At 53.5% G+C, this 25811-nt stretch carries 24 protein-coding genes and 1 riboswitch; of the genes, 12 read left to right on the forward strand and 12 right to left on the reverse strand.

Annotation, left to right across the window (positions count from 1 at the left end):
* Window positions 1-60: 60 nt before the first annotated feature.
* The 3 genes from copD to ftnA all read right to left on the reverse strand — a co-directional run bounded on the left by copD (window position 61) and on the right by ftnA (window position 2170).
* Complete coding sequence (copD, locus tag ABIE29_RS08855) at window positions 61-942, reverse strand: copper homeostasis membrane protein CopD (RefSeq protein WP_429618025.1); 882 nt, start codon at window positions 940-942, stop codon at window positions 61-63.
* 3 nt (window positions 943-945) lie between these two features.
* Window positions 946-1329, reverse strand: a complete 384-nt coding sequence (gene yobA / locus ABIE29_RS08860; protein ID WP_179246598.1) for a CopC domain-containing protein YobA — start codon at window positions 1327-1329, stop codon at window positions 946-948.
* Between the two features lie 322 nt (window positions 1330-1651).
* Complete coding sequence (ftnA, locus tag ABIE29_RS08865; protein ID WP_429618027.1) at window positions 1652-2170, reverse strand: non-heme ferritin; 519 nt, start codon at window positions 2168-2170, stop codon at window positions 1652-1654.
* Between the two features lie 388 nt (window positions 2171-2558).
* Between ftnA and ABIE29_RS08870 the strand changes: the two genes are divergently transcribed.
* Window positions 2559-2789, forward strand: coding sequence for a DNA polymerase III subunit theta (locus ABIE29_RS08870; protein WP_021181054.1), 231 nt, complete (start codon window positions 2559-2561; stop codon window positions 2787-2789).
* 492 nt (window positions 2790-3281) lie between these two features.
* Here the strand turns inward: ABIE29_RS08870 and pip are convergent, their stop codons facing one another.
* Together pip and ABIE29_RS08880 are read right to left on the reverse strand one after the other, a co-directional pair.
* Window positions 3282-4271 (reverse strand): prolyl aminopeptidase, encoded by a 990-nt coding sequence (gene pip, locus ABIE29_RS08875; RefSeq protein WP_429618028.1) that lies wholly within the window; start codon window positions 4269-4271, stop codon window positions 3282-3284.
* A 112-nt stretch (window positions 4272-4383) separates the two neighbouring features.
* Window positions 4384-4821, reverse strand: a complete 438-nt coding sequence (locus tag ABIE29_RS08880) for a TraR/DksA C4-type zinc finger protein (RefSeq protein WP_021806760.1) — start codon at window positions 4819-4821, stop codon at window positions 4384-4386.
* 417 nt (window positions 4822-5238) lie between these two features.
* On the opposite strand from ABIE29_RS08880, the gene exoX reads away from it, so the two are divergent.
* A complete protein-coding gene (exoX, locus tag ABIE29_RS08885; RefSeq protein ID WP_429618030.1) occupies window positions 5239-5907 on the forward strand; it encodes an exodeoxyribonuclease X in 669 nt (222 codons plus the stop codon).
* A gap of 45 nt (window positions 5908-5952) precedes the next feature.
* Here exoX and ABIE29_RS08890 read toward each other — a convergent pair whose 3' ends face one another.
* From ABIE29_RS08890 to dbpA, 4 genes are all read right to left on the reverse strand, one after another.
* On the reverse strand, window positions 5953-7986 hold the full coding sequence (locus ABIE29_RS08890; protein ID WP_429618032.1) for a S9 family peptidase: 2034 nt from the start codon (window positions 7984-7986) through the stop codon (window positions 5953-5955).
* A 252-nt stretch (window positions 7987-8238) separates the two neighbouring features.
* A complete protein-coding gene (gene yqfB / locus ABIE29_RS08895; RefSeq protein WP_429618034.1) occupies window positions 8239-8547 on the reverse strand; it encodes a N(4)-acetylcytidine aminohydrolase in 309 nt (102 codons plus the stop codon).
* A gap of 39 nt (window positions 8548-8586) precedes the next feature.
* Window positions 8587-8913, reverse strand: a complete 327-nt coding sequence (locus tag ABIE29_RS08900; RefSeq protein WP_429618036.1) for a YebG family protein — start codon at window positions 8911-8913, stop codon at window positions 8587-8589.
* Window positions 8914-8998: 85 nt separating this feature from the next.
* Entirely contained in the window at window positions 8999-10381 is a 1383-nt protein-coding gene (gene dbpA / locus ABIE29_RS08905; protein ID WP_429618037.1) for an ATP-dependent RNA helicase DbpA, read from the reverse strand.
* A gap of 211 nt (window positions 10382-10592) precedes the next feature.
* Here dbpA and purT point away from each other — a divergent pair, with 211 nt between their 5' ends.
* Window positions 10593-11771: a formate-dependent phosphoribosylglycinamide formyltransferase gene (purT, locus tag ABIE29_RS08910; RefSeq protein ID WP_429618039.1), complete on the forward strand. Its 1179-nt coding sequence runs from the start codon at window positions 10593-10595 to the stop codon at window positions 11769-11771.
* A 37-nt stretch (window positions 11772-11808) separates the two neighbouring features.
* Here purT and ABIE29_RS08915 read toward each other — a convergent pair whose 3' ends face one another.
* Window positions 11809-12051 (reverse strand): YoaH family protein, encoded by a 243-nt coding sequence (locus ABIE29_RS08915; RefSeq protein WP_429618040.1) that lies wholly within the window; start codon window positions 12049-12051, stop codon window positions 11809-11811.
* A gap of 63 nt (window positions 12052-12114) precedes the next feature.
* On the reverse strand, window positions 12115-13122 hold the full coding sequence (locus ABIE29_RS08920; RefSeq protein WP_429618042.1) for a glycosyltransferase: 1008 nt from the start codon (window positions 13120-13122) through the stop codon (window positions 12115-12117).
* Between the two features lie 280 nt (window positions 13123-13402).
* Here ABIE29_RS08920 and pabB point away from each other — a divergent pair, with 280 nt between their 5' ends.
* The 4 genes from pabB to ABIE29_RS08940 all read left to right on the forward strand — a co-directional run bounded on the left by pabB (window position 13403) and on the right by ABIE29_RS08940 (window position 19021).
* Window positions 13403-14776, forward strand: coding sequence for an aminodeoxychorismate synthase component 1 (gene pabB / locus ABIE29_RS08925; RefSeq protein ID WP_429618043.1), 1374 nt, complete (start codon window positions 13403-13405; stop codon window positions 14774-14776).
* Window positions 14773-15351 (forward strand): CoA pyrophosphatase, encoded by a 579-nt coding sequence (locus ABIE29_RS08930; RefSeq protein ID WP_429618044.1) that lies wholly within the window; start codon window positions 14773-14775, stop codon window positions 15349-15351. The genes pabB and ABIE29_RS08930 overlap by 4 nt, the downstream gene beginning before the upstream one ends.
* Window positions 15352-15721: 370 nt before the next feature.
* Window positions 15722-17086, forward strand: a complete 1365-nt coding sequence (sdaA, locus tag ABIE29_RS08935) for an L-serine ammonia-lyase (RefSeq protein WP_429618045.1) — start codon at window positions 15722-15724, stop codon at window positions 17084-17086.
* Between the two features lie 327 nt (window positions 17087-17413).
* Window positions 17414-19021, forward strand: a complete 1608-nt coding sequence (locus tag ABIE29_RS08940) for an EAL domain-containing protein (RefSeq protein ID WP_429618047.1) — start codon at window positions 17414-17416, stop codon at window positions 19019-19021.
* A gap of 345 nt (window positions 19022-19366) precedes the next feature.
* On the opposite strand, the gene ABIE29_RS08945 is transcribed toward ABIE29_RS08940, so the two are convergent.
* The gene (locus ABIE29_RS08945; protein ID WP_429618048.1) at window positions 19367-20914 is read right to left on the reverse strand and encodes a TerC family protein; all 1548 of its coding nucleotides are present in this window, start codon (window positions 20912-20914) and stop codon (window positions 19367-19369) included.
* A 584-nt stretch (window positions 20915-21498) separates the two neighbouring features.
* Between ABIE29_RS08945 and manX the strand changes: the two genes are divergently transcribed.
* The 5 genes from manX to mntP all read left to right on the forward strand — a co-directional run bounded on the left by manX (window position 21499) and on the right by mntP (window position 25670).
* Entirely contained in the window at window positions 21499-22470 is a 972-nt protein-coding gene (gene manX / locus ABIE29_RS08950) for a PTS mannose transporter subunit IIAB (protein ID WP_429618050.1), read from the forward strand.
* A gap of 55 nt (window positions 22471-22525) precedes the next feature.
* Window positions 22526-23326, forward strand: a complete 801-nt coding sequence (locus tag ABIE29_RS08955) for a PTS mannose/fructose/sorbose transporter subunit IIC (RefSeq protein WP_429618051.1) — start codon at window positions 22526-22528, stop codon at window positions 23324-23326.
* Between the two features lie 15 nt (window positions 23327-23341).
* Window positions 23342-24184 carry a PTS mannose transporter subunit IID gene (locus ABIE29_RS08960; protein WP_429618052.1) on the forward strand — a complete coding sequence of 281 codons (843 nt, stop codon included), beginning with the start codon at window positions 23342-23344 and terminating at the stop codon, window positions 24182-24184.
* Window positions 24185-24237: 53 nt separating this feature from the next.
* Window positions 24238-24696, forward strand: coding sequence for a DUF986 family protein (locus tag ABIE29_RS08965; RefSeq protein ID WP_429618053.1), 459 nt, complete (start codon window positions 24238-24240; stop codon window positions 24694-24696).
* 216 nt (window positions 24697-24912) lie between these two features.
* A riboswitch (yybP-ykoY riboswitch) is annotated at window positions 24913-25093 on the forward strand.
* 10 nt (window positions 25094-25103) lie between these two features.
* Window positions 25104-25670, forward strand: a complete 567-nt coding sequence (gene mntP, locus ABIE29_RS08970; protein ID WP_429618055.1) for a manganese efflux pump MntP — start codon at window positions 25104-25106, stop codon at window positions 25668-25670.
* Window positions 25671-25811: the final 141 nt, after the last annotated feature.

Genomic DNA, 25811 nt, shown 5'->3' on the forward strand with positions numbered 1-25811 from the left:
CTTAAGTTGCGATTTAAATCGATTTTCCCGCAGTTTGGGGGCATCCGGCAAGGCGCAATGTCATACCGGCGCATAGGTTGCAAATAAACTCACCAACAGCAGCACCACAGCTCCCAACGCCACCTCAAGCCAGCAGGCGATAACCAACCCGCACTGTGCCAGATTGGGGGTGGTGCGCATCGCGGGGACGATAACGTAACGGTTGGCCAATGCGACTATAACCATCAATGCCACCAGCCCGGCTTTCACTAACAACAAGCGCTGATAGGCGGAGCCGAGATCGACTGGCCAGCGGCCAAGGATAATCAGGCTGTTGATTATGCCCGTCACGATCACCAGCACCACGGCAACATGGCCCCAGCGGGAGAAACGGATCAAGGTGGCGATCGCATCGCTACGCCACTGCGGCTGTGGCAAGTAGCGCAGGCAAAGCAACAACGGCAACAGGCTGCCGAACCAGTAGCCTGCGGCCAACAGGTGCAAGGCGTGGTTAACGCGGTGCGCTATGCCCAATAAGCCCGCATGCATCGCCGCATGGCCGATAAACGCCATGTTGACCAGTAGCAGTGCCGAGCACAGTGCCAACGCTTGTCCCCGCTTTGCCGCAGGTAACAGCAAGGCTAACAAGGCCAGCAGGGAAAAACCCAGATGCCAGCGCCAGGCTTCACCAAAGGTGGTGCCCAACACCGCCCACCAAATGCTCAATTGCCAGGTATCCGCCCAGCCATCGCCCATCAATCCGGCCTGAATGGCCAGCATCAGCAAGGCGGTTAATGCGAAGATCCAGGTCGAGGCGAGCAGCAGAGGGCGCAAATCGCGGGTGATTATCGGGGAGAGGCGCTGTGGCGACAGGACGGCGGTGAACAGGCTGACGCCAAACATCAGCATCACCGCCGTAAAGTGCACAAAGCGACACAGCACAAACAGGGTCGCCAGAGTCATGGCTTAGTTAACGGTAAAGCTGTACTGACCTTTGGTTTTATGACCGTCAACGGAAACAACGTGCCAGCTGACCTGGTATTTCCCCGCAGCCAGTTCACTTTCAATCGGTACATTAACCTGAGTGTTGTTGCTTGGATCCAGATCCAGCTTGCCGGTTTTAACCACGGCGTTATCTGGGCCGGTCACTTTGACACCGCTGAAGTTAGGCTCAATACCTTCGGAGAAATTCAGCGTCAGCACTTTTGGCGCGGAGCTGACGGTGGCGTCTGCCGCCGGAGTCTGTACTTTCAGGTGGGCATGCGCCAACGCCTGCTGGGAAGACAAGCCGACAAACAGTACAAAAATGGTGGAAAGCAGGTGATAGGATGAACGAATTTTAGCGATCACGGAGGAGTCCTTTATCAATTATGTAGGTGATAAGGGCCAAGACCGGTTACGCGGAGCGATGTTTCCGCAGCCTCAACCCACCACTGTGATTGCGCCACGGGTAAACAGCAGAAGGAGTGGGTAACTCACTGTTATAACTCTCTACCTCCCGGTAGCGTATCGCGTTAAATCATAACTACGGTGAATCGGCAAGTCGAGCACATCACTGATATTTTGCGATCTGGCAGCACGTATCGCTATAGCCGCTCGATAAACACAGGGCAAAAAAAACCGCGTACGGTGGAAAGTACGCGGTTTTCAGATTGATGACAAAAGCGGGTTATCAGGCCTGGCCGTTACCGCTTACTGCCTCAGCACCCATTCTCTTCAGATCTTTATCAATGAAGAACAATGCCTTGCCGCTGTTGCCTACCAGCGCCAACTTGTCCAGCACGGATTTGAACAGCTTCTCTTCTTCGTGCTGTTCCGCAACATACCATTGCAGGAAGTTGAAGGTTGAGTAGTCATGTGTGGTCATTGCCACGTGTGCCAGTTCATTGATTTGACGAGTGATCAGTTGCTCATGCTCGTAAGTCTGCTGGAAAACGTCCGCCAGTGACTCAAACTCTACCGGTGGCGCTGCAATGCTGCCGATCAGTGGCAAGGCCCCGGTATCACTGAGGTAGTCGAACAGACGCTGCATGTGCTGCATCTCTTCGCGTGAATGTTCTTTAAGGAATGCGGCAGCCCCTTCGAAGCCTTTATCGCTGCACCAGGCGCTCATTTGCAAATACAGATTGGCAGAATAGAATTCCAGATTCAGTTGCTCATTCAGTTTCGTGGTCATTGCTTGCGTTAGCATGAGGATCCCTATTATTTTTGCAGGTCATAAACTTAATTTCCTGCATTATGCCCTGATTAACACAAAATAAAAACACTTGATTTACATCCATTTATTTTAACGAAACTTATGCTTCAAATTCAATATGTTACATAAACACTTAATTTAACATTAAATTATTATGATAATCATTTTCATCTTTATGTTTACAGTAAGACGAATCATTCTTATTTAACAAAATAAACCAATAACATTACGCTTAAACATTATATCACCCTGCTTTCTGTAATGGCTCTGAGCACAAAGCCTGGAGATGATAGGGACATGTTGGCTTGAGAAGCTTGCCAAGCGCGGCACGGTAGATTACCTTCTGCGCTGAGTTGCCGTTACACAATAGAAGGAAAATATCATGGGCTACAATCTGGCAGAGCTTTCCAAAGACGAGATGGACAAGGTGAACGTAGATCTGGCCGCGTCTGGGGTGGCATTCAAGGAACGCTATAATATGCCGGTGATCCCTGAGATGGTGGAACGTGAGCAGCCAAAGCACCTGCAGGACTACTTCCGCGAGCGTGTGATGCACTATCGCGTCGAATCACACAAATTCTCTCGCCTACCTTACGAACCTAAAATGAAGTAATGGCCCCTCACCCTAACCCTCTCCCACAGGGAGAGGGAACCGATCGAGTGTGTTTGAAATTTATCGGGACTCACCTTGGATAAGGAGGTGATCGATTTTGCTAAAGTTACCGATTTACCTCCAAATGAGCCGATCGAGTGTGTTTGAAATTTATCGTGACCACCTTGGATGAGGAGGTGATCGATTTTGCTAAAGTTACCGATTTACCTCCAAACGAGCCGATCGAGTGTGTTTGAAATTTATCGGGACTCACCTTGGATAAGGAGGTGATCGATTTTGCTAAAGTTACCGATTTACCTCCAAATGAGCCGATCGAGTGTGTTTGAAATTTATCGTGACCACCTTGGATGAGGAGATGATCGATTTTGCTAAAGTTACCGATTTACCTCCAAACGAGCCGATCGAGTGTGTTTGAAATTTATCGTGACCACCTTGGATGAGGAGATAATCGATTTTGCTAAAGTTACCGATTTACCTCCAAATGAGCAGGGGCTAACAGCTCCCTCTCCCTGTGGGAGAGGGTTGGGGTGAGGGACCGGCAAAACGGTCGGTAGCCAGCATCAGCTGGTGCAAAATACCCGGTTCATCCGTTGAGTGCCCTGCCCCTTCGACAATATGCAGTTCCGCCTCTGGCCAGGCTTTGGCCAGATCCCAGGCGTTTTGTACCTGGCAGGCCATATCGTAACGGCCATGGACGATCACCGCCGGAATATGACGGATCAACGGGACGTTGCTCAGCAATTGGTCATCGCTGTCGAGAAAGCCTTGATGGCTAAAGTAGTGGTTCTCAATGCGGGCAAAGGCCAGCGCGAAATCATCTTCGCCAAAGGAGGCGGAGGCACCGCTTGGCAACAGCGTTACCGTTTCCCCTTCCCACACGCTCCACAGTTTGGCTGCCTCAAGCTGCACTTGCAGATCCGGTGACGTCAGGCGTTGACGGTAGGCAGCAATCACGTCCTTGCGTTCTTCCTCCGAAAGGATAGACAGCACCCGCTCCCATTTATCCGGGAAGAAGCGGGAAGCGCCGTCTTGGTAATACCAACTCAGTTCCTGCTTACGCAGCGTGAAGATCCCCCGCAGCACCATCTCGCTGACGCGTTGCGGATGCGTCTGTGCATAGGCCAGCGCCAGCGTGGAACCCCAGGAGCCACCAAAGACCAGCCACTGGTCCACCCCGGCCATGACACGCAGTCTTTCAAGATCGTCGACCAGGTGCCAAGTGGTGTTATTGTCCAGGCTGGCATGCGGTTTGGAACGGCCACAGCCCCGCTGATCGAACAGCAAAACCTTATAGCGCTGCGGATCGAACAGTTGGCGATGATAAGGTGCGCTACCACCGCCAGGCCCGCCGTGGATAAATACCGCAGGCTTACCGTGTGGATTGCCGCTCAGCTCCCAGTAGATCCGGTGCCCATCTCCAGTATCCAGCCAACCGCTGTCATAGGCGGCTAATGGCGGGTACAAACCTCGTAATTGTTCCATGGCGCGTACGTCTCTCTGTGAGTGATACCTTCATCAAAGCCGAAGCCGCTCATCAGGTCAACGGTAAAACGCTAAAACCTCCACCTATACCAACATGTTAGTGTGCGTTTGCTCAAAATGAAGTCGACTTGCTTTTACGCATGTGAGGTTCGCGCATTTCTTGTGCGGTTTTGGCTTCAATACTCAGTTCTGCCGTGGGGCGCAATAACAGGCGTGGCAGGCCAATAGGCTCACCCGTTTCAAGGCAATAACCAAAATCACCGGTTTCCAGGCGCTGCAGAGCGGCGGCCATCTTGGGCAGCAGGCGGGTTTCCCGATCCAGTTGACGGAACAGCAGGCGCAGATCTTCTTCACGCGCGGCTTTATCCGCTTCGTCGCCGCTAATGTCACCGCTATCGATATCACGTTTCAACACATCGATGTGCTGCCAGAGTTTTTGTTGCTCGTCCAATAGGCGTTGGCGGAAAAACGCCCGCTGCTCCGTATTCATGTAATCAGATTCTGGCATTGCCAGCAGTTGTTGCTCGCTCAATAATGTCATGACTGTCATGGCACACTCCGTGTACATAAGTTTGTTATATTATAACATTTTTGCCACGTGAAAGGTTAATAATAAATAATCATTGGATAAACAAGGTGTTGACGTTTCCATACCCTTTGCCGCTTGCATATGGGGATCGTTAGGGGGTTAATGGTTCGGCAAGCCACCCAACCATAGGTTAACCAAGAGGCCATCATGAGTAAGGGAATGGACAGCAAGAAAAATGCGAAGAAGAAGCCGTTGAAAACCCCAGCCGAAAAAAAGGCAGATAAACGCGCCAAGAAAGGAAGTGCGTCTGGTGAGTAAACCAACTTCAGAACATAGTTAAACCCGCCAAGGCGGGTTTTTTGTTGCCTGTGAAAAGTACAGGTTGGCATCACCCCCCCATCTCGTTAATCTAGGGAGTAGACTTTAGCTGGGAACATCATGATGTTACGTGTAATCGATACTGAAACCTGTGGGCTAGACGGCGGCGTAGTGGAAGTCGCTTCCGTTGACGTGATCGACGGGAAAATCACCAATCCGATGAGCGACCTGATCAGCCCAGACCGGCCTATCGGCCTGGACGCCATGGCCATTCACCACATCACCGAGCAGATGGTTGAGGGTAAGCCGCGTATCGCCGTCGCTATTGGTCGCTACCAGGGTAGCCCATACTATGTCGCGCACAACGCCGCCTTTGATCGGGCCATGCTGCCGGAAATGAACGGTGCCTGGATTTGCACCCTCAAGCTGGCACGTACACTGTATCCAGACATTAAATATGGTAATCAATACCTGCGCTATGCGCTGGATCTGGATGTGCAACTGCCGCAGGACACCGCGCTTTATCCACACCGCGCACTGTACGACTGCTACGTCACCGCCGCACTGCTGCAACGCATTGTACAGGACTCCGGTTGGACGCCAGAACAGATGCTGGAAATCACCGAGCAGCCGGTATTGTTGAAAAAATTCAAGTTCGGCAAATATCGTGGGCAATCCATTGAGCAGGTAGCGCTGGACGATCCTGGCTATCTGCGTTGGATGCTGAAATCCATCGACGATCTCAACCCGGATATGAAACACACGCTGAAATACTACCTGCTAGGTTAAGCAAACGGGCGCAGCGCTGCGCCCGTTTAATCACATGTAACGCCCCTACTTGGCCAGCGCCAGAATAAACGCATATTCCAGCGCAATATCCTCATAAGCCTTAAAGCGCCCAGACTTGCCGCCGTGGCCGGCATCCATATCGGTATACAGCAGCAGTTGGCGATCGTCGGTTTTCAACTCACGCAGCTTCGCCACCCACTTGGCTGGCTCCCAGTATTGCACCTGCGAATCGTGCAGCCCGGTGGTGACCAGCATATGTGGATAATCCTGCGCTTTCACCTGGTCGTACGGGCTGTACTGCAAGATGTAATCGTAATACGCCTTGTCGTTTGGGTTGCCCCACTCGTCATATTCACCGGTGGTTAGCGGGATGGACTCATCCAGCATGGTGGTTACCACGTCCACAAACGGCACCTGAGCCACTACGCCATTAAACAGCTCAGGAGCCTGGTTGACGACCGCGCCCATCAGCAAGCCACCGGCACTGCCCCCCATGGCGAACACTCGGCCAGCATCGCCATAGCCCTGCTCTACCAGTGTCTTGGTAACGTCGATAAAGTCGTTAAAGGTGTTTTGTTTGTTGAACAGCTTGCCGTCTTCATACCAGAGCTGCCCCAGCTCGGCACCGCCGCGAATATGCGCCAGCGCGAAGACAAAGCCGCGATCCAGTAAGCTTAGGCGGCTGGCACTGAATGCCGGATCCATGCTGCTGCCATAGGAGCCGTAGGCGTACACCATCAGTGGGTTCGCCCCATGCGCAAAGCGGTCAGCACGGTAAACCAAAGATACCGGCACCTCGACGCCGTCACGGGCTTTCACCCACACGCGCTCGCTACGATAATCTTCCGCCGTGAAGTTTTTCACTTCCTGCTGCTTGAGCAACTCCCGCGCGCCGCTGTCCAGGTTCAGCTCATATAGCGTAGTTGGCGTGGTCATGGAGGAATAGCCGTAACGCAGCAGCTCGGTTTCCGGCTCCGGATTATAGGCCAGCCAGGTGACATAGGTCGGATCGTCAAACGCGATGCGCTTGTCTTCACCGCTCTGCCAGTGGATTTGGCGCAGTTGGGTCAGCCCGGCGATGCGCTCCTCCACCACCAGCCAGTCACGGAACAGGCTGAACCCTTCGAGCATGACATCGGTGCGCGGGGCAATCAGTTCCTGCCATTGGCTTTCGTCAGCCTGCTCGCTCTGGTACAGGCCAAAGTTCTTACCGTTTCTGTTAGAGCGAATGTAAAAATGCTCACGGTAGTGATCGATGGCGTATTCGTGATCTTTACGGCGCGGCGCAAACATCTGTGGCTTACTGTCTGCACTGCTCGCATCCAGCAACAGGATCTCTGAGGTGGTGGTGCTACTGAGGTGGATCAGGATAAAGCGCTCGGAGGTGGTTTTTTCCAGGCTGACGTAGAAAGTGTCATCCTGTTCCTCGTAGATCAGCACGTCCTGCTGCGGATCGCTGCCCACTACGTGGCGATAGACCTGATACGGCAGCAATGTCTTGGCATGTTTACGCACGTAGTAGACGGTGGCGGAGTCATTGGCCCACTCGAAATTGCCAGAGGTGTTTTCCAACACCTCATCGGCCCAGCTATCGTCGCGTAGATCCTTGAAACGGATATCGTATTGGCGGCGCGACAGGAAGTCTTCCGCCACGGCCAGGCGCTGGTTGTCCGGGCTGACGTCCAACCCGCCCAGCGTATAGAATTCGTGCCCTTCCGCACGCTGATTGCCATCGAGCAAGGTGTCCCAAAGCTCGGTAGCCGCTGCCGGCTGGCGCACATACAGCGCATATTCATTCCCCGGCTCATAGCGGGTCTGATAGCGGAAACCACGCCTGACGTAAGGCACGGAATGCTCCTGCTGTGGGATACGCGCGACCATCTCCTGATACAGCGTTTCACGCAGCGCCTGTTGCGGCTTGAGCTGCGCGTCGGTGTAGGCATTTTCAGCCCGCAAATAGTCCAATACCTGGGGATCGGTACGTTCGTCGTCGCGCAGCCAGTAGTAATCATCCACACGCGTGTCGCCATGGGTGGTGATTGGGTAAGGACGTTTTTCTGCCTTGGGAGGTGTCATCATTGATAAATCATCCGCTTACTTTGATTAAGGCAAGAGTGACACGAATTTCACCAGCTTAACAAGCCGCGTAGCTATTTTTTCAATGGAGGTGTCAGCGCAGATAGGATAGAGGATTTCCCCTACCCTAGCCCTCACCCAAAGGGAAAGGAGACCGAACGTGCCACGGTTGGACATTCGTTCAAATCCACAACATCGCGCCAGTTCCCACAAAAGTGGCTGAGGCGATGCGGAGGATTAAGTGGCGTCCCGGGACTAACGTTTGGTAAACGCGATGACAAACAGCTCATCCAGCCCTGGGTAGATATCCTGGATCACCTGCTTGAGTTCGCCGAGCGTCATATTCTCCTGCTGCGCATGTTCATGCGTTAGCTCATCCAGGCGCACCGGCGTTACCGACTTTACCTCGATATAACAGAAAAATACGCCGTCTTCGTTGCGGCTGACGCGCAGCACCTCATTCGGCTGGAAGTGAGCTTCGCTGGCATCCCGAATGGTGATGGTTTTACGCCCGGCCAGAATATCTTGCTCAAAACGGCTGAAGAAGGTTATTTCACGAGACATGCTGGATCCTTGGTTATGAACATGTTGCGGTACCACGGCTTAGGCGGCCTGCTGCTCTTCTGACGCAGCACCTTCTTCCGGGACGGCGGCAGGTTTCTCACCTTTGGTTTTGGCTGGCTTTTTGACAGCTTCTTGCGGGGCACCACCACGCAGGATCTGCACCAGCACATCTTTGTGTTCCGCCAGGAAGAAGCTCAACCCTTCACGCTGTTCTTCTTCCAGCGTGACTGGCGCTTGCTGCAACCATTCACCGAGGCTATCGGCCAGATCCAACATTTTGTCGTAGGCATCGGCTTCTTTCTTATTTGCGAAAGTCATTTTTTCCTCACCGTTTCTCACTACTACATATTTCACTTCAACAGCCATGAGCATCTTCCTCAAAGGTTATGATACTGTATTTTTATACAGTATAGAGTGATTTCGGGCAGGGCTGCAAGCGCCCTGCCGTTTATTATTTCAACAGCCGCACTTTGCAGCTCTTGCCTTTGATCTTACCTTGCTGAAGCTGTTGCAGTGCCTTACGGGCGCTGGCCTTACGGATAGCCACATAGGCATGCACCGGGAACATGTCGATCTTGCCGACTTCTGCAGCCGTTAGCCCGGCGTCACCGGTCAACGCCCCAAGAATATCGCCAGGGCGGATTTTAGCCTTGCGGCCACCGTCGATGCACAGGGTGACCATTTCCGCTTCCAGCGGCGTGTTAGGCGCCCCGCTCAGCTCAGACACGGGTGACCATTTTGCGCGCATGGACAGATACTCTTCGAGAGCATGAACACGCACCATTTCCTGCGGCGTACACAGGCTGATCGCCAACCCGCTCAGACCGGCACGACCAGTACGGCCAATGCGGTGGACGTGAACCTCAGGGTCAAACGACAGCTCGTAGTTGACCACCAGCTCCAATTCTTTGATATCCAGGCCACGCGCGGCCACGTCGGTCGCCACCAGTACACGGCAGCTGCGGTTGGCAAAGCGAACCAGCACCTGGTCCCGATCGCGTTGTTCAAGATCGCCATGCAGCGCCATGCAACTGATATCACGGGCTTCCAGCGCTTCATACACGCTCTGGCAATCACGCTTGGTGTTACAAAACACCACGCAGGACGCTGGTTGATAATGGCGGATGGCGCTCACCAGCACTGCAGGGCGTTGATCGCGGGTGGTCTCATAAAAACGCTGCTCGATTGAGGCTTGCTCATCACCACCTTCAACTTCCACATTCAGTGGCTGGCGCTGCACACGGGCGCTAATGCGCTCGATGCCCGCCGGATAGGTGGCAGAAAATAGCAGGGTCTGGCGCTGCGGCGGCGTATAGCTGATCACATCATCGATATCATCGGCAAAGCCCATGTCCAACATGCGGTCAGCCTCATCCAGCACCAACACGGTCATCTCGTCCAGCACCAGAGTTTTCTTGCGCAGATGCTCCTGCACACGGCCCGGCGTACCCACCACAATGTGTGGCGCATGCACCAGGGAGTCGAGCTGTGGTCCCACCGGCTGGCCGCCACACAGGGTCAGTATCTTGATGTTCTGGGTAAAGCGGGCCAGGCGACGCAGCTCTTTGCTCACCTGGTCGGCCAGCTCACGCGTCGGGCACAGAATAAGCGCCTGGGTTGCCACTTTGGCAACGTTGATTTTATCCAGCAGGCCGATACCAAATGCCGCCGTTTTACCGCTACCGGTTTTCGCTTTGGCACGTACGTCCTGCCCGTTCAGGATGGCAGGCAGCGCTGCGGCCTGTACCGGCGTCATTTCGGCATACCCCAGTTCGTTGAGGTTGGCCAACTGTTCAGCTGGCAGCGGCAGGGAAGAAAAAGAAACTGTGCTCACGGCAATAACTCTTATATAGCAAGTGGAAAGGCGGCGCTGCGCTTGGCTGGCGCCGGATCAGGCGCAGATAATAACAGAGTTGGCGGGGTTTCCGGATTTCGGCGTTAAAAAAAGCGCTTAATATGCGCCACTGGTTGTACGCAATCGTTTTCGTATATACTGCGCACTCAGTGTCAGACTAGCGAATTCATTCAGATCCAGGTATCAGACTATGTTAACTATTGGAACCGCCCTGCGTCCTGCCGCCACCCGCGTTATGCTACTCGGCTCAGGCGAGCTGGGCAAAGAAGTGGCCATCGAATGCCAGCGTTTAGGCTTGGAAGTGATTGCCGTCGACCGTTACGCCGATGCCCCAGCCATGCATGTGGCACACCGTAGCCACGTCATCAATATGCTGGATGGTTCGGCGCTCAAAGCGTTGATCGAACAGGAACGCCCCGATTTTATCGTGCCGGAAATAGAGGCTATCGCCACCAGCATGCTGGTTGAGTTGGAGCAACAGGGCCATCACGTCGTTCCCTGTGCCGAAGCCACACGTCTGACCATGAACCGCGAAGGTATTCGCCGTCTGGCCGCTGAAACGCTGGAGCTGCCCACATCCAGCTACCGCTTTGCCGATAACGAGCAAAGCTTCCGCCAAGCGGTGGCCGAGATTGGTTACCCGTGCATCGTCAAGCCAGTGATGAGCTCATCCGGCAAAGGGCAAAGCCTGATCCGTGAAGAGCAGCAACTGGGTGCCGCCTGGGATTACGCACAGCTTGGTGGCCGCGCTGGCGGAGGCAGGGTGATTGTTGAAGGTCTGGTCAAATTTGATTTCGAGATCACCCTGCTGACCATCAACGCCGTCGATGGCGTACATTTCTGTGAGCCGATAGGCCACCGTCAGGAAGAGGGGGATTACCGCGAATCCTGGCAGCCGCAACGGATGTCTGAACTGGCATTAAGCCGTGCTCAGGGGATAGCCGCAAAGGTGGTTAACGCGCTGGGTGGATTTGGCCTGTTCGGCGTTGAGCTGTTCGTCTGCGGTGATGAGGTGATTTTCAGCGAGGTTTCTCCACGCCCGCATGATACCGGCATGGTCACGCTGATTTCGCAGGATCTGTCCGAGTTTGCGCTGCACGTGCGCGCTTTCCTTGGGCTGCCGATTAACGCGATACGCCAGTTTGGGCCCGCCGCCTCTGCAGTGATCCTGCCGGAGCTAAGCAGCAGCAACGTACGTTTCAGCGGGTTGGAGACGGCACTAAGTGGTTATAATCAGGTGCGGTTATTCGGTAAACCGAACATTGAGGGCAAACGCCGGATGGGCGTTGCACTGGCCGTTGCACCAGAAGTAGAACAAGCGGTAGAGCTGGCCAAACAGGCCGCTGCTGCAGTGACGGTGCAAGGGTAAACCGGTTGGGGGTTCGGGATGCCGACCCCCGCTAACATCAGTAGTTTTCGTCGTGTTCGCTATCTTCGTCCAGATACTCGATCGGCTCTTCCTGCTGTTGCTGTTCTTCTTCATCGTCGAACATCACGCTAACCTGGTCGCCCTGATGTTTTTCGCGGATTTCCTGCGCTACAGTCGCGATGGCCTCTCCGCTGCTCATGCCCTGCCCCATCAGCAAATGGATACGTTCAGCAGCTTCCTGCTGTTCTTGGTGACTCAGTGACGGCATACCTGCAAGCATGTATTTCTCCCCGGTAAAATAGACGAGAATTATACGCGCTAACGACGCAGATCCCTACACCTGTTATTCGCTGGCCCGCAAGGGAATCGCGTTCTCACTGCGCCACTGTTTTAAACGATGCAGCCACAACATCACCTGCCATGCCTGCTTGATCCCCCTCATGTTGTCGATCATCATCCGCTGAATACCGCGCCGGTAGAAATCTTCGGTGATCTGTTGTTGCGCCTGCAGTTCGGGCTCACGACGAATACTATGGCAAATCCCCAGCGCCTCGCGCGCGATCTGCCAGTGGAAAGCTGCGCAAATCGGGATCTTGCTGCTGTAGCGCTGGTTGAGGGCCACCAGCATCTCGACGATCTTCATATAGTGGCGCTGATACTCGACGTTCGCCTTCCCGGTACGCCGACGGTTGCTGATCGAGCGGTCGTGTACCCGTTGGCGATAAAGCGGTTTGCTCAGGTATTTAACTCGTTGAGCATTGAACATCACCTCGGTGGTCCAGGGGATATCCTGGTGGTGTAGGCCCGGTTCGAAATAGAGTTGGTGCTGCTTGATAAAATCCAGGCGATACACGGCTAACCACACCACATGAATAAAGCGTCTTGATTTCAACGCTTTTTCCAACCACTGTGCACCGGAAATAACCGCCGTATCTTTCAGACGCGCAGCGGGAATAATGGGCTGCAAATCACCATTACTTGCAAAATAGCGTTCGCCGTTACATTGCATCACGTCTAATTGATGTTCTTCGGCTAATGCAAGCAGTGTTGAATACATTTTTGGATCCAATAAATCATCGGCATCGGGGAAGGCGACATATTTGCCACGGGCCACGGCCAACCCGGTATTGCGGGCATTGGAAACCCCTGAATTGGGCTGATCGATGACCTTGATATGCGGATGCTGCATGGCGTAGCGGTGCGCGATCTCTCCTGAGCCGTCGGAGGATCCATCGTTAACGATGATCACCTCCAATTGCTGCTCATGTTGCGCCAGCAATGAATTCAAGAAAGGAATAAATAGCTCCCCAACATTATGTAAAGGAACAATAACGCTTAATTTTAATGACATTGTTGTCCTCACCTGTGGGGTAAATCAGAATAATTATCGGGTAAAACAAGATACATTTATTATTGTTATTTTACTTATTGAAATATCCACCGAAGAAATTTCTTTCCGCGGGAATATAATGGCATTCTACATTTTAAAATATGTCAGACGTTGCAAAAAATGCTCCATTTACCCTTGGTTTATTTTTCATCCGGCTAATCTGTAAGCAGCACCCTATGGCGTAATGTGGCAGAATGGCTGCCAACACCGCTGATTACGTGAGTCAGGTTGATTGAACCCTATGAGTTTCACCGCCCCAAACCTTAAGTCTTTACCTTATACGCACGATGCCGTGTTGACGCTGTTCGCACCATTGGCACCACGGCCTTGGGCCATGCTGCTGCATTCAGGCTTTGCCGAACACCCACACAACCGGTTTGACATTCTGGTGGCAGAACCGCGCACCACGCTGACCACCTGCGGCGCCAGCACCGAGATCCAGCAAGGAGAGACTCGCAGCAACTCACCGGAAGATCCCTTCGTTCTGTTGCAACAACAGCTGGATGCTCTCAACCTGCATCCGCCACTGAACGGCGATCTGCCCTTTCAAGGGGGAGCGCTAGGGCTATTTGGCTATGATTTAGGGCGGCGTATCGAAGCGTTGCCACAGTTAGCGCAGGCCGATACCAAGCTGCCAGATATGGCGGTGGGCATTTATGACTGGGCACTGATCGCCGATCACCAGCGGCAAAAACTGACCCTGCTCAGCTATGGGGATGTAGAACAACGCTGGCAATGGCTTAACCAACAGCAGGTCGTGCCACAGCCCCGCTTCGCCCTGACCGGCAACTGGCAGGCCAATATGACGCGCCAACAGTATGGCGAGAAATTCCGGCGGATCCAGGATTATCTGCGCAGTGGCGATTGCTATCAGATCAATTTGGCTCAGCGTTTTTCCGCCCCTTATCAAGGGGACGAATGGCAGGCATTCCAGCAGCTAAGCGCCAGCAACCGTGCGCCGTTCTCTGCTTTCCTGCGCCTGCCCGCCAACGCGGTGTTAAGCGTTTCACCAGAACGTTTCCTGTGGTTGGCCGATCGGCAGATCCAGACCCGGCCCATCAAAGGCACACTACCCCGCCTTGCCGATGCCGCGCTGGATGCCGAACAGGCGCAAAAGTTGGCCAATTCCCCCAAGGACCGGGCCGAAAATCTGATGATTGTCGATCTGCTGCGTAATGACATTGGCCGTGTGGCAGAGCCTGGCAGCGTCAAGGTGCCGGAACTGTTCGTGGTTGAGCCGTTCCCGGCGGTACATCATCTGGTCAGTACCGTTACTGCCACCCTGCCCGCTAACCGCTCGGCTAGCGAGCTGTTGCGCGCCTGTTTTCCCGGCGGATCGATTACCGGCGCTCCCAAAGTACGGGCAATGGAAATCATCGAAGAGCTGGAACCACAGCGCCGTAATGCCTATTGTGGCAGCATTGGCTATCTCAGCGTTTGCGGAACGATGGACACCAATATCACCATCCGTACCCTGATTGCCGAAAACGGCCGTATCAGTTGCTCTGCTGGCGGTGGCATCGTTGCAGATAGTCAGGAACAGGCGGAATACCAGGAAACCTTTGATAAGGTAGGCCGCATCTTGCCACAATTGGGGGAGTTTAGCGTTTCGTGAGCCATCAGGATTATCCGACCTCATTGGCCGATTTTATCAGTCGCTTTCAGCTGCAACTGCCGCAGGCGATGCAGATCTCCCGCAACGCACGCCCGGCCGCCGTGCTGATCCCGATCGTTTGTCGGCCAGAACCGACCCTGCTGCTCACGCGTCGCGCAGACTCATTGCGTAAACATGCGGGTCAAGTGGCCTTCCCAGGCGGTAAAACCGATGCTGAAGACGGCTCCCCCATCATTACCGCACTGCGTGAAGCGCAGGAAGAAGTAGCAATCCCGCCGCAGCGGGTACATATCCTCGGCCAGTTGGCCCCTCTCGACAGCAGTACCGGTTTTCAGGTGACGCCAGTGGTGGGCCTGATCCCGGCAGATGTGGCGTTTCATGCCAACGAAGATGAGGTCGCCGAGGTGTTCGAAATCCCGCTGCACGAAGCGCTACGGCTCTCACGCTATTATCCGCTGGATATTCATCGTGGTGGTCACACACATCGAGTCTATCTTTCCTGGTATCAGAGCCAGTTCGTCTGGGGGCTGACGGCCGGTATTATTCGTCGCCTGGCACAGCAAGTCAGCATTTGAGTTTGTTTTTTTGTGACAAACATCACGTTAAAGCCGAGATTACCTGTTGTTTTCAGTATAAAGCGATCGCTATCACTCCAGCAGCCTGTTTTATCAACTACCGTTAACGCTATCGATGTTTTAAAAAAACTGTAAACTCTCTCTTCAACCTTACGAAATACCTGTAAAATAGCCAAGGCCGGAATAAACCACTAATATTATAAGGATTACCCCGGCAGCGTTTTAAGACGTTAACAGTAATACCAAGGATTACTTTATTTCATGCGAAAAAGGCCGCAAAACCCGTACGGCCCTTTTACACTATCGCCGTTCCCTGCGTGGTTTTTAACCGCAGCAGCCATAACAATATGCCTCTTTAAGGAGTTTTAGCGTGATTAGCGTTTTCGACATGTTTAAGATCGGCATCGGCCCGTCCAGCTCTCATACGGTTGGACCGATGAAAGCCGGCAAACAGTTTGTCGACGATCTGGTAAACGAAGGCTTGATGCCTTCCGTCACGCGTGTTGCCGTCGATGTTTACGGCTCACTCTCATTGACCGGTAAAGGTCACCATACCGATATCGCCATCATTCTCGGCCTGGCGGGCAATATGCCTGATACCGTCGATATCGATGGCATCCCGGGCTTTATTCGCGATGTTGAGCAACGTCAACGCCTGATGCTGGCCAGCGGCCTGCACGAAGTCGATTTCCCACGCGACGGCGGCATGGTATTCCGTAGCGACAATATGCCGCTGCACGAAAACGCCATGCAGATCCATGCCTTCGCTGGCGACAAGCAGATTTACAGCAAAACCTATTACTCCATCGGCGGTGGATTTATCGTTGACCAAGAACACTTCGGCAAAGCCGAAACTAACGAAGTCTCGGTTCCCTATCCGTTCAACTCCGCGAGCGAAATGCTGGCTCACTGCCACACCACCGGTCTGTCCCTATCCGGGATGGTCATGCAAAACGAACTGGCGCTGCATAGCAAACAAGAGATCGAGGCCTACTTCGGTAACGTTTGGCAAACCATGCGCGCCTGTATCGATCGCGGTCTGAACACCGAAGGCGTGCTGCCTGGCCCGCTGCGGGTTCCACGCCGCGCCTCCGCCTTGCGCCGTTTGCTGGTTTCCTCCGACAAACTGTCCAGTGACCCAATGAACGTGATCGACTGGGTCAACATGTTTGCGCTGGCGGTGAACGAAGAGAACGCCGCCGGTGGCCGCGTGGTGACCGCCCCAACCAACGGAGCCTGCGGGATCGTCCCTGCGGTGCTGGCTTACTACGATCATTTCATCGAGTCCGTCAGCCCGGAAACCTATGTCCGCTACTTTATGGCGTCCGGTGCCATTGGCACGCTGTATAAAATGAACGCCTCGATTTCCGGTGCCGAAGTGGGTTGCCAGGGCGAAGTCGGCGTGGCCTGTTCGATGGCCGCTGCGGGCCTGGCAGAGTTACTTGGCGGCAGCCCTGAGCAGGTTTGCATCGCCGCCGAAATCGGCATGGAGCATAACCTGGGCTTGACCTGCGATCCCGTTGCAGGCCAGGTACAGGTCCCTTGCATTGAGCGCAACGCCATTGCCTCGGTGAAAGCGATCAACTCGGCGCGTATGGCACTGCGCCGCACCAGCGAGCCGCGCGTGTCTCTGGATAAGGTGATCGAAACCATGTACGAAACCGGAAAAGACATGAACGCCAAATATCGTGAGACCTCCCGTGGCGGTCTGGCGATCAAGGTTCAGTGTGACTGATTAAGTCTGTCCCCCTGGTCCTCATCGGCTAGGGGGAACGGCTGACAAAACCTGAACTGGCTACGCGACACGGGCGCTGCTGCGCCCGCTTAGATAATCAATAGATTACCTCTTCGCCCGACAAATTCAGCAATACTGCTAATCTGACCGCCTCGCCCAATCCGCCGGCTAACATCCAAATTTCCCCTATGAACGCACCAACCGAAATAATTTGTTGAGTTACCATCAATTTTCCATCCGAACAGGCTAGAATTAGCCAAGCATCGTATTACAGAATTTGCGCCTGGAAGTGACGTCAGGCCGCTAGACTGAACAAGGACTTACCGGATGTTGATGACCCAACTTGCCGCATCGAAATACCGCTATTACCGTTGGCTCCTCTCTGGCGCGGTTGGGTTGGCTATTCTGTTGATTTCACTGTATACCCGCTACTATCAGGAAGTCCGTAATACCGAGCAGAATCAGCGTGCCCTGGCCAGCCGGGTGATCACCAAACTCAATGCGTTACTGCAGCCCGCAGAACAACAGGCGCTCCGTACCATGTCGCTGGTCGGGCAATCCTGCGATTCAGTGATGCCGACCTTACGCTTTCGTGCCGCACAGAATCAGGCGCTGCGCTCGTTGCTGCTGGTCAAGGACGGCACGATTTATTGTTCCAGCCTGTTTGGCCAACGCCATTATGTGTTTAACGCCATTTTCCCGACCATGACCAAAGGCGGCATACAACTGGCACTGCGCCCGTCCATCACAGTAGCAAAAGGAACGCCAACGCTGGTGCTGTGGACTCCGTTGCCCGATCAAAGTACCGGCGGCGTGCTGCACGTTTTCAATATCGATCTGTTGTCCAATTTCCTGCTGGAACCGCAAGAGCCTTATGCTCACCGGGTTGCCCTGAACGTAGGTGCCTACAGACTGGAATATGGTCAACAGGGAATTACCCTGAGCAATGCCAAAGCCGAGGGCCTGCAATACACCGCAAAATCCGCCAAGTATCCTTTTTCCATCTCCCTGTTTGGCCCCGATGCCCGCACTCTGGCGCTGGCCGCGTTACCCCGCCATATTCCTCTGGCGCTAATGCTGAGCTTGCTGGCGGCCTATGTGGTCTATCTGATCACAGCCAACCGTATGAGTCTGTCTTATCATATTGGCCACGCCATTGCGCATCGCGAATTTCGCGTTTATTGCCAGCCGATTATCAACAGCGATAATGGGCGCTGTGTCGGCGTTGAAACCTTGATGCGCTGGAAGAACAAGCGGCAAGGCTGGATTTCGCCAGACGTATTTATCCCGCTGGCCGAACAGCACGCCCTGATCATTCCCCTGACGCGTTATCTGATGACCACAGTGGTAGAAAACCTCAACCTGTTCCCCCCTCGCCCCTCTTTCTATATCAGCATCAACGTCGCAGCAGAGCATTTCAATACCGTCAGCATTATTGATGATATCCGCCGGATCTGGCTGCCCGCCCATCCGATGCCTTCATTGATGCTGGAGCTGACGGAGCGAACCGCCCTGTCGGAGATTCAGCATGAGCAGATTAAAACGCTCAAAGAGATGGGCATCATGTTGGCGATAGACGACTTCGGCACCGGCCACAGCTCGCTCAGTTACCTGAAAAAGCTCAGTCCGGACGTGTTGAAGATCGATCGTGGTTTTACCGCCGCCATTGGCACCGACGCGGTCAATGCCACCGTGACCGATACCATCATTACGTTGGCACAACGCCTGAAATTAAAACTGGTAGCCGAAGGGGTTGAGACAGAGGAGCAGGCAGAGTATCTACGCTCGCAGGGTGTCAATGCCTTACAGGGGTATTATTTTGCCAAGCCGATGCCGATCAACGTGTTTCCACTGTGGCTGCAACAGTATGAAACCCGCCAACGTGTGCTGCATCGACAGCCGCAAACAGAAAAGAAACCGAGAGAAATGCCCTAATACCAGTAACCCCTCACCCTAACCCTCTCCCACAGGGAGAGGGAACCGATCGAGTTAACCTGAAAGTACAGCAATTCATCATAGGCTCTGGCTGGCTCACCTTGCATAAAGGGGCGATCGAGAGTTGACCTGAAAGTACAGCAATTCATCATAGGCTCTGGCTGGCTCACCTTGCATAAAGGGGCGATCGAGTTGGCCTGAAAGTGCAGCAATTCATCATAGGCTCTGGCTGGCTCACCTTGGATGACGACCGAGGTTGCTGAGATGACCTCTTTATTCCTAAAAGTGCAGGGGCTAATAGCTCCCTCTCCCTGTGGGAGAGGGTTGGGGTGAGGGGCAGATGCGTTACTCGTCTTGCTCGTGCAACGGTTTCACCTTGGTGATACTGACCAGTTCGATGCGATAATCCGAGATCTCAAGGATTTCAAAGCGCAGGTCGTGGAGTTCGACCACGTCTCCCACCGTTGGCATCTGGCCAGAATAAGAGAGCAGGAAACCCGCCAGCGAGGCGTAATCCTCGGTGGGGCTAACCAGATTGTCACAGTCCAACGCCTGCTCCAACGAATGAAGATCCGCCCCGCCTTTCACCAGCCAACGGTCGCCATCCTCGATAATATCCGGCGTTTCGTCTTCATCCGGGAACTCACCGGCAATCGCTTCCAGCACGTCTAACGGCGTGACCAGCCCTTGCACCACGCCAAATTCATTGGTCACCATCACCAAACGACCCTTGGCCCGGCGTAATACCGCCAGCAGCTTGATCACGTCCATGGTTTCCGGCACCACGATCGGCGGAGTGAGCGCGGCAAACTCGGCGATATCCACGCCCTGATCCAACGCGACCAGCAGATCCTTGGCACGCACCACGCCGATAAACTCGTCCAGTTCATAGCGGCAAACCGGGAACAGGCTATGCGGGGTATCCAACAACTGCTCGCGCACCTCGTCGCGGGAGCGTTCGCAATCTACCCACGAAATCTCGGTGCGCGGTGTCATCACGCTGCGCAAGGTACGGGAAGCCAACGTCAGCACGCCGCTGATCATAAAGCGTTCCTCCTGAGCAAAGGTTTCTTTCACCTTGCGCAGGCTGTCTTCATCCACCTGCTGCTGGGTACGCTGTTGCCCCATCAGGCGCATGATCGCTTCAGCCGTGCGTTCACGCATCGGGCGACGAGACTCGTGCTTGATAAAGTTGCGCCGTGCAATCTGATTAAACATCTCTATCAGGATCGAGAAACCAATCGCTGCATACAGATAGCCTTTCGGAATGTGCACGCCAAGACCTTCGGCAATCAGGCTCAGGCCGATCATCAACAGGAAACTCAAACAGAGCACCACAATGGTCGGATGGGCGTTCACGAAGTTGGTTAAAGGTTTCGAGGCCAGCAACATCACCGCCATCGCAATCACTACCGCAGCCATCATGACCGGCAGATCGTTGACCATCCCTACCGCCGTGATCACCGCGTCGAGCGAGAACACCGCATCCAGGATGACAATCTGCACTACCACCGCCCAGAATTTGGCGTAACCACGGTTGGCACCTTCCTGATGGGCACGGCCCTCCAGCCGTTCATGCAACTCCATAGTAGCTTTGAACAACAGGAATATCCCACCAAACAGCAGGATCAGATCGCGGCCAGAGAAAGCGAACTCCCCCACGCTGAACAGCGGTTTGGTCAGCGTCACCATCCATGAAATCACCGATAACAACCCAAGACGCATCACCAAGGCTAATGAAAGACCGATAATGCGCGCTTTATCGCGCTGCTTGGGCGGCAGTTTGTCGGCCAGAATGGCGATGAATACCAGGTTGTCGATACCTAGCACGATTTCCAAGACCACCAGGGTCAATAACCCGGCCCAAATCGAGGGGTCCATTAATATTTCCATATCAGACTCCAGAAGAAAGACAGGTTGGTAGAGCTGCGCTCAGACGTAAGGAGGCAAACGCAGAGGTGGCGTTGGCGATCACAGAGATAAAACGGGATGGCACTAGCAGGAAGCAGCCATAAGGCCGAGCAGACGTTGCTGCGCCAACAGGTGGCGGGCGAAACCTTGTAAAACAGTAACTTCGGTGACAGTCCATAGGGAGGGCTGAGGCCCTTCACTCCTTGGTAATGAAAGAAGAATGCACTCTAGCAGGAAATTTTTCGCCAGAAAAGTGGCTTTGTTTAGTTTACGCCTCATTTTGTAACAGCTTTACTGTTTAATTCCGCAAACCAACTATTCGGCTTTATCGATCTACTAATAGCAAGGCAATGTCACAAAATTTATTTTTTCACCTACTAAAATAAATTGCGTTAACGGGAATTAACGACCACAGGTTTTTGAAACTGCGGGATGAATGTTAAGTGTGAGTTTCTTTTTCTACCATAATGTATTTGCACCAACGTATCTGAACCGCGGAAATGACTGCCAGGATGGTGATGAGTCAAGACACAATCCGTGCCTTAAGTTCAACGAGGAGGTAGCGAGTGGCAATAGCTATTATCATCGGCACACATGGGACTGCAGCGGAACAACTGCTGAAAACAGCAGAAATGCTATTGGGTGAGCAAGCCAACGTCGCCTACATAGATTTCGTTCCCGGTGAAAATGCTGAAACGTTAATTGAGAAATACAATGGGAAAATCAGTGGGCTCGATACCAGCGATGGCGTCCTGTTTCTGGTAGATACCTGGGGCGGCAGTCCGTTTAACGCGGCCAGCCGTATCGCAGTAGACCAACCACACTATGAGGTCATCACCGGGGTTAACATTCCTATGCTGGTGGAAACGTTCATGGCCCGTGATGACAACCCAAGCTTTGACGAACTGGTCGCGCTGGCGTTGGAAACCGGTCGTGAAGGCGTGAAAGCGCTGAAGAGACCGATAGAAAAGAGTATCAAGCCCGTCGCGACACAAAGTGCCCCTCCCCAAAAAGCCGCCGGGCCACAGAGACCTCTCGGCCCCAATGACCATATGAAAATCTGCCTGGCGCGTATCGACGATCGTCTGATCCACGGCCAGGTTGCCACCCGCTGGACCAAAGAGACTAATGTCAGCCGTATCATCGTAGTCAGTGATGAAGTGGCAGCCGACCACGTACGTAAAACCTTGTTGACTCAGGTTGCCCCTCCAGGCGTTACCGCTCACGTTGTTGACGTGGCAAAGGCGATCCGTGTCTGGAACAACCCGAAATATGCGGGTGAACGCGTGATGCTGCTGTTCACCAACCCAACCGACGTTTGGCGCCTGGTGGAGGAAGGTGTGGATGTCAAATCGGTGAATATCGGTGGTATGGCGTTCCGCCAAGGCAAAACCCAGGTGAATAACGCGGTGTCCGTCGATGAGAAAGACATCGGGGCGTTTAAGAAGTTAAACGAACGCGGGATTGAACTTGAAGTCCGTAAGGTCTCTTCCGACAGTCGGCTAAAAATGATGGACCTGATTAACAAACTCAATTAACGGCAAGGTCGTTAATTTTTTACTCAGAGCTGTTTGGTCATATAGGAGAAGTGCAATGGAGATCACCACTCTTCAGATTGTACTGATATTTATCGTTGCCTGTATCGCCGGGATGGGTTCCGTCCTGGATGAGTTTCAATTCCACCGCCCGTTAGTGGCCTGTACGCTGATTGGCTTGGTTCTCGGTGACATCAAAACCGGTATCATCATCGGCGGTACGCTGGAGATGATCGCACTGGGTTGGATGAACATCGGGGCTGCGGTTGCACCCGATGCGGCGTTAGCGTCGATTATTTCCACCATTCTGGTTATCGCCGGTGGGCAAAACATCGGTGCCGGTATTGCCCTGGCTATTCCACTGGCAGCAGCAGGCCAGGTACTGACCATTATCGTGCGTACCATCACCGTGGCCTTCCAGCATGCGGCGGACAAAGCGGCAGAACGGGGTAGCCTGAGCGGCATTACCGTGATCCACATCGCGGCCCTGCTGGTGCAGGCAATGCGGGTAGCTATTCCTGCGGTGATCGTTGCAGTCTCTGTCGGCACAGCTGGCGTCCACGCCCTGCTTAACTCAATTCCGGAAGTGGTCACAGGCGGTCTGAACATCGCCGGTGGCATGATTGTGGTCGTCGGTTACGCGATGGTCATCAATATGATGCGTGCCGGTTATCTGATGCCATTCTTCTACCTGGGCTTTGTTACCGCAGCCTTCACCAACTTTAACCTGGTCGCACTCGGTGTGATCGGCGTGGTGATGGCGGTGCTCTACATCCAGCTCAGCCCTAAATACAACAAGTCTCAGGTGGTTCAGGCCAACCCTGCCGGTGCCAACGACCTCGATAACGAATTGGACTAGGAATAGGTGAAAGAAATGGTTGATACAACGACTCAAAAGCAACTGACACCTGCCGATATTCGCGGCGTATTCGTACGCTCCAACCTGTTCCAGGGTTCATGGAACTTCGAACGTATGCAGGCGCTAGGTTTTTGCTTCTCCATGGTGCCGGTGATCCGTCGCCTGTACCCGGACAATAACGACCAACGCAAGCAGGCAATCAAACGCCATCTTGAGTTCTTCAATACGCAACCGTTCGTCGCAGCGCCAATACTTGGCGTTACCATGGCGATGGAAGAACAACGTGCCAATGGAGCACCAATCGACGATGCGGCCATCAACGGCATCAAGGTAGGTCTGATGGGGCCACTGGCTGGCGTGGGTGACCCGATATTCTGGGGGACCGTTCGCCCGGTATTTGCCGCATTGGGTGCCGGTATTGCCATGAGTGGCAGCCTGCTCGGCCCGCTGTTGTTCTTCGTGCTGTTTAACCTGGTGCGTCTGTTGGTTCGTTACTACGGTGTCGCCTACGGCTATCGCAAAGGGGTCGATATCGTTAGCGATATGGGCGGTGGTTTCCTGCAAAAACTGACGGAAGGGGCGTCGATCCTCGGCCTGTTTGTCATGGGGGCCCTGGTTAACAAGTGGACACACGTCAATATCCCGCTGGTGGTGTCGAAAATTACCGACCAGACCGGGCAAACCCACGTAACCACGGTACAAACCATCCTCGACCAGTTGATGCCTGGCTTGGTACCGCTACTGCTGACCTTCGGTTGTATGTGGCTGCTGCGCAAGAAGGTCAACGCGCTGTGGATCATCATCGGCTTCTTCGTCATCGGTATCTTCGGTTACTGGATTGGTCTGTTAGGTCTGTAATAGCAATTGACAACCGGGGGACAACCCCGGTTTTTTATTTATGGAGTGGTGAGATGTCGCTGACCGATGGCGTATTACTGATTTTTATTCTGCTGATGCTGGCGTATGCGCTGTATGACGAATTCGGAATGAACCTGCTGAAAGGAAAAACGTTGCTAAAGGTTCAGCTAAAGCGCAGTAACCGCTTGGACAGCCTGATTTTCGTCGGCCTGATCGCCATTCTGGTCTACCGTAACGTGACCAGCCAGGGAACACCAATAACCACCTACCTGCTAATTTCACTAGCCTTGATTGCGGTATATATCTCCTATATCCGCTGGCCCAAGATGTTGTTTAAAGCCACCGGTTTCTTCTATGCAAATGCGTTTATTGACTATCACCGTATAAAAACCATGAAGTTATCCGAAGACGGTATTCTGGTTATCGACTTAGAACAGCGTCGGTTATTGATCCAGGTTACGCACTTGGATGACTTGGAAAAAATCTATCATTTTTTCCTTGAAAATAAATAACTTAAAAACCATCCACACTGCGAAATTAATGAGCGGCGTTTTTTTGGGTATTTAACCAGCATTACTTAAGTTTTTTCTGATTATTATTTCCACAGCCTTGATGTCACTATCGCCATTATTTTCCTCAATAAGCAGGTTAATGAAAATAAGTCTCAATTTCACCCAATCCGCCGGTGAAATTAAACGTTGTCCGCAGCAAAAATATTATGGTATGGTTGCGCCGTCATTGGGGAGTAGCCGGTTTCTGGGGAGTCATAACCAGAAACGCCCGTATCAACATACTCGTTTCGTCAGCGGAACGTGGTGCGGGCAGCCAGGTAGGTTGGCGAGACCATAGGCACGTAACTCCGTCGTAAGGTTGGGGGTGGGTTACGTGTATATGGAGCCACCCGGCCGAGACTATTTCAATGAACCTTTCTGCAACTCTTATCCTGGCTTTTGGTATGTCTATGGACGCGTTTGCCGCGTCGATCGGCAAAGGTGCCACTTTGCATCAACCGCGTTTTCGCGAAGCTATCCGTACCGGTCTGATCTTTGGCATCATTGAAGCCATTACCCCGCTTATCGGCTGGGGCATCGGGCTGTTTGCCAGCCAACACATCATGGAATGGGACCACTGGGTCGCCTTCAGCCTGCTGTTTATCCTTGGCACACGCATGATCGTTGAAGGGGCGAAAAACAAACAGGAAGAAGAGAAAGTCACTCGTCATGGCTTCTGGGTGCTGGTTGCTACGGCCATTGCCACCAGTCTGGATGCAATGGCAATCGGCGTAGGTCTGGCATTCCTACAGGTTAATATCCTGCATACCGCGATGGCTATCGGGATGGCGACCATGATCATGGCTACTCTGGGGATGATGGTTGGCCGGTTTATTGGCCCACTGCTGGGCAAACGCGCAGAAATTCTTGGCGGGGTGGTACTGATCGGGATTGGCTTTAATATCCTGCTGGAACACTTGGGCTACCTGGCGTAGTCTCTGCGGCAAAGAACACTCCCTCACCCTAACCCTCTCCCCAAGGAGAGGGAACCGATTGTGCCACCACTTAAATCCCGCACCAAACTTCAGCGACAACGCTGCCAACCAACTCCCGTACCTGTGAGTCCCCCCTCGCCC

This window comes from Serratia sp. 2723, from assembly GCF_050434425.1.
Classification (GTDB): Bacteria; Pseudomonadota; Gammaproteobacteria; order Enterobacterales; family Enterobacteriaceae; genus Chania.

Excerpts from the sequence above, each read along its gene's own strand:
- copD (WP_429618025.1), bottom strand. The coding sequence starts at position 942 with ATGACTCTGGCGACCCTGTTTGTGCTGTGTCGCTTTGTGCACTTTACG.
- ftnA (WP_429618027.1), bottom strand. The coding sequence starts at position 2,170 with ATGCTAACGCAAGCAATGACCACGAAACTGAATGAGCAACTGAATCTG.
- ABIE29_RS08870 (WP_021181054.1), top strand. The coding sequence starts at position 2,559 with ATGGGCTACAATCTGGCAGAGCTTTCCAAAGACGAGATGGACAAGGTG.
- pip (WP_429618028.1), bottom strand. The coding sequence starts at position 4,271 with ATGGAACAATTACGAGGTTTGTACCCGCCATTAGCCGCCTATGACAGC.
- ABIE29_RS08880 (WP_021806760.1), bottom strand. The coding sequence starts at position 4,821 with ATGACAGTCATGACATTATTGAGCGAGCAACAACTGCTGGCAATGCCA.
- exoX (WP_429618030.1), top strand. The coding sequence starts at position 5,239 with ATGATGTTACGTGTAATCGATACTGAAACCTGTGGGCTAGACGGCGGC.
- ABIE29_RS08890 (WP_429618032.1), bottom strand. The coding sequence starts at position 7,986 with ATGATGACACCTCCCAAGGCAGAAAAACGTCCTTACCCAATCACCACC.
- yqfB (WP_429618034.1), bottom strand. The coding sequence starts at position 8,547 with ATGTCTCGTGAAATAACCTTCTTCAGCCGTTTTGAGCAAGATATTCTG.
- ABIE29_RS08900 (WP_429618036.1), bottom strand. The coding sequence starts at position 8,913 with ATGGCTGTTGAAGTGAAATATGTAGTAGTGAGAAACGGTGAGGAAAAA.
- purT (WP_429618039.1), top strand. The coding sequence starts at position 10,593 with ATGTTAACTATTGGAACCGCCCTGCGTCCTGCCGCCACCCGCGTTATG.
- ABIE29_RS08915 (WP_429618040.1), bottom strand. The coding sequence starts at position 12,051 with ATGCTTGCAGGTATGCCGTCACTGAGTCACCAAGAACAGCAGGAAGCT.
- ABIE29_RS08920 (WP_429618042.1), bottom strand. The coding sequence starts at position 13,122 with ATGTCATTAAAATTAAGCGTTATTGTTCCTTTACATAATGTTGGGGAG.
- pabB (WP_429618043.1), top strand. The coding sequence starts at position 13,403 with ATGAGTTTCACCGCCCCAAACCTTAAGTCTTTACCTTATACGCACGAT.
- ABIE29_RS08940 (WP_429618047.1), top strand. The coding sequence starts at position 17,414 with ATGTTGATGACCCAACTTGCCGCATCGAAATACCGCTATTACCGTTGG.
- ABIE29_RS08945 (WP_429618048.1), bottom strand. The coding sequence starts at position 20,914 with ATGGAAATATTAATGGACCCCTCGATTTGGGCCGGGTTATTGACCCTG.
- ABIE29_RS08955 (WP_429618051.1), top strand. The coding sequence starts at position 22,526 with ATGGAGATCACCACTCTTCAGATTGTACTGATATTTATCGTTGCCTGT.
- ABIE29_RS08960 (WP_429618052.1), top strand. The coding sequence starts at position 23,342 with ATGGTTGATACAACGACTCAAAAGCAACTGACACCTGCCGATATTCGC.
- ABIE29_RS08965 (WP_429618053.1), top strand. The coding sequence starts at position 24,238 with ATGTCGCTGACCGATGGCGTATTACTGATTTTTATTCTGCTGATGCTG.
- mntP (WP_429618055.1), top strand. The coding sequence starts at position 25,104 with ATGAACCTTTCTGCAACTCTTATCCTGGCTTTTGGTATGTCTATGGAC.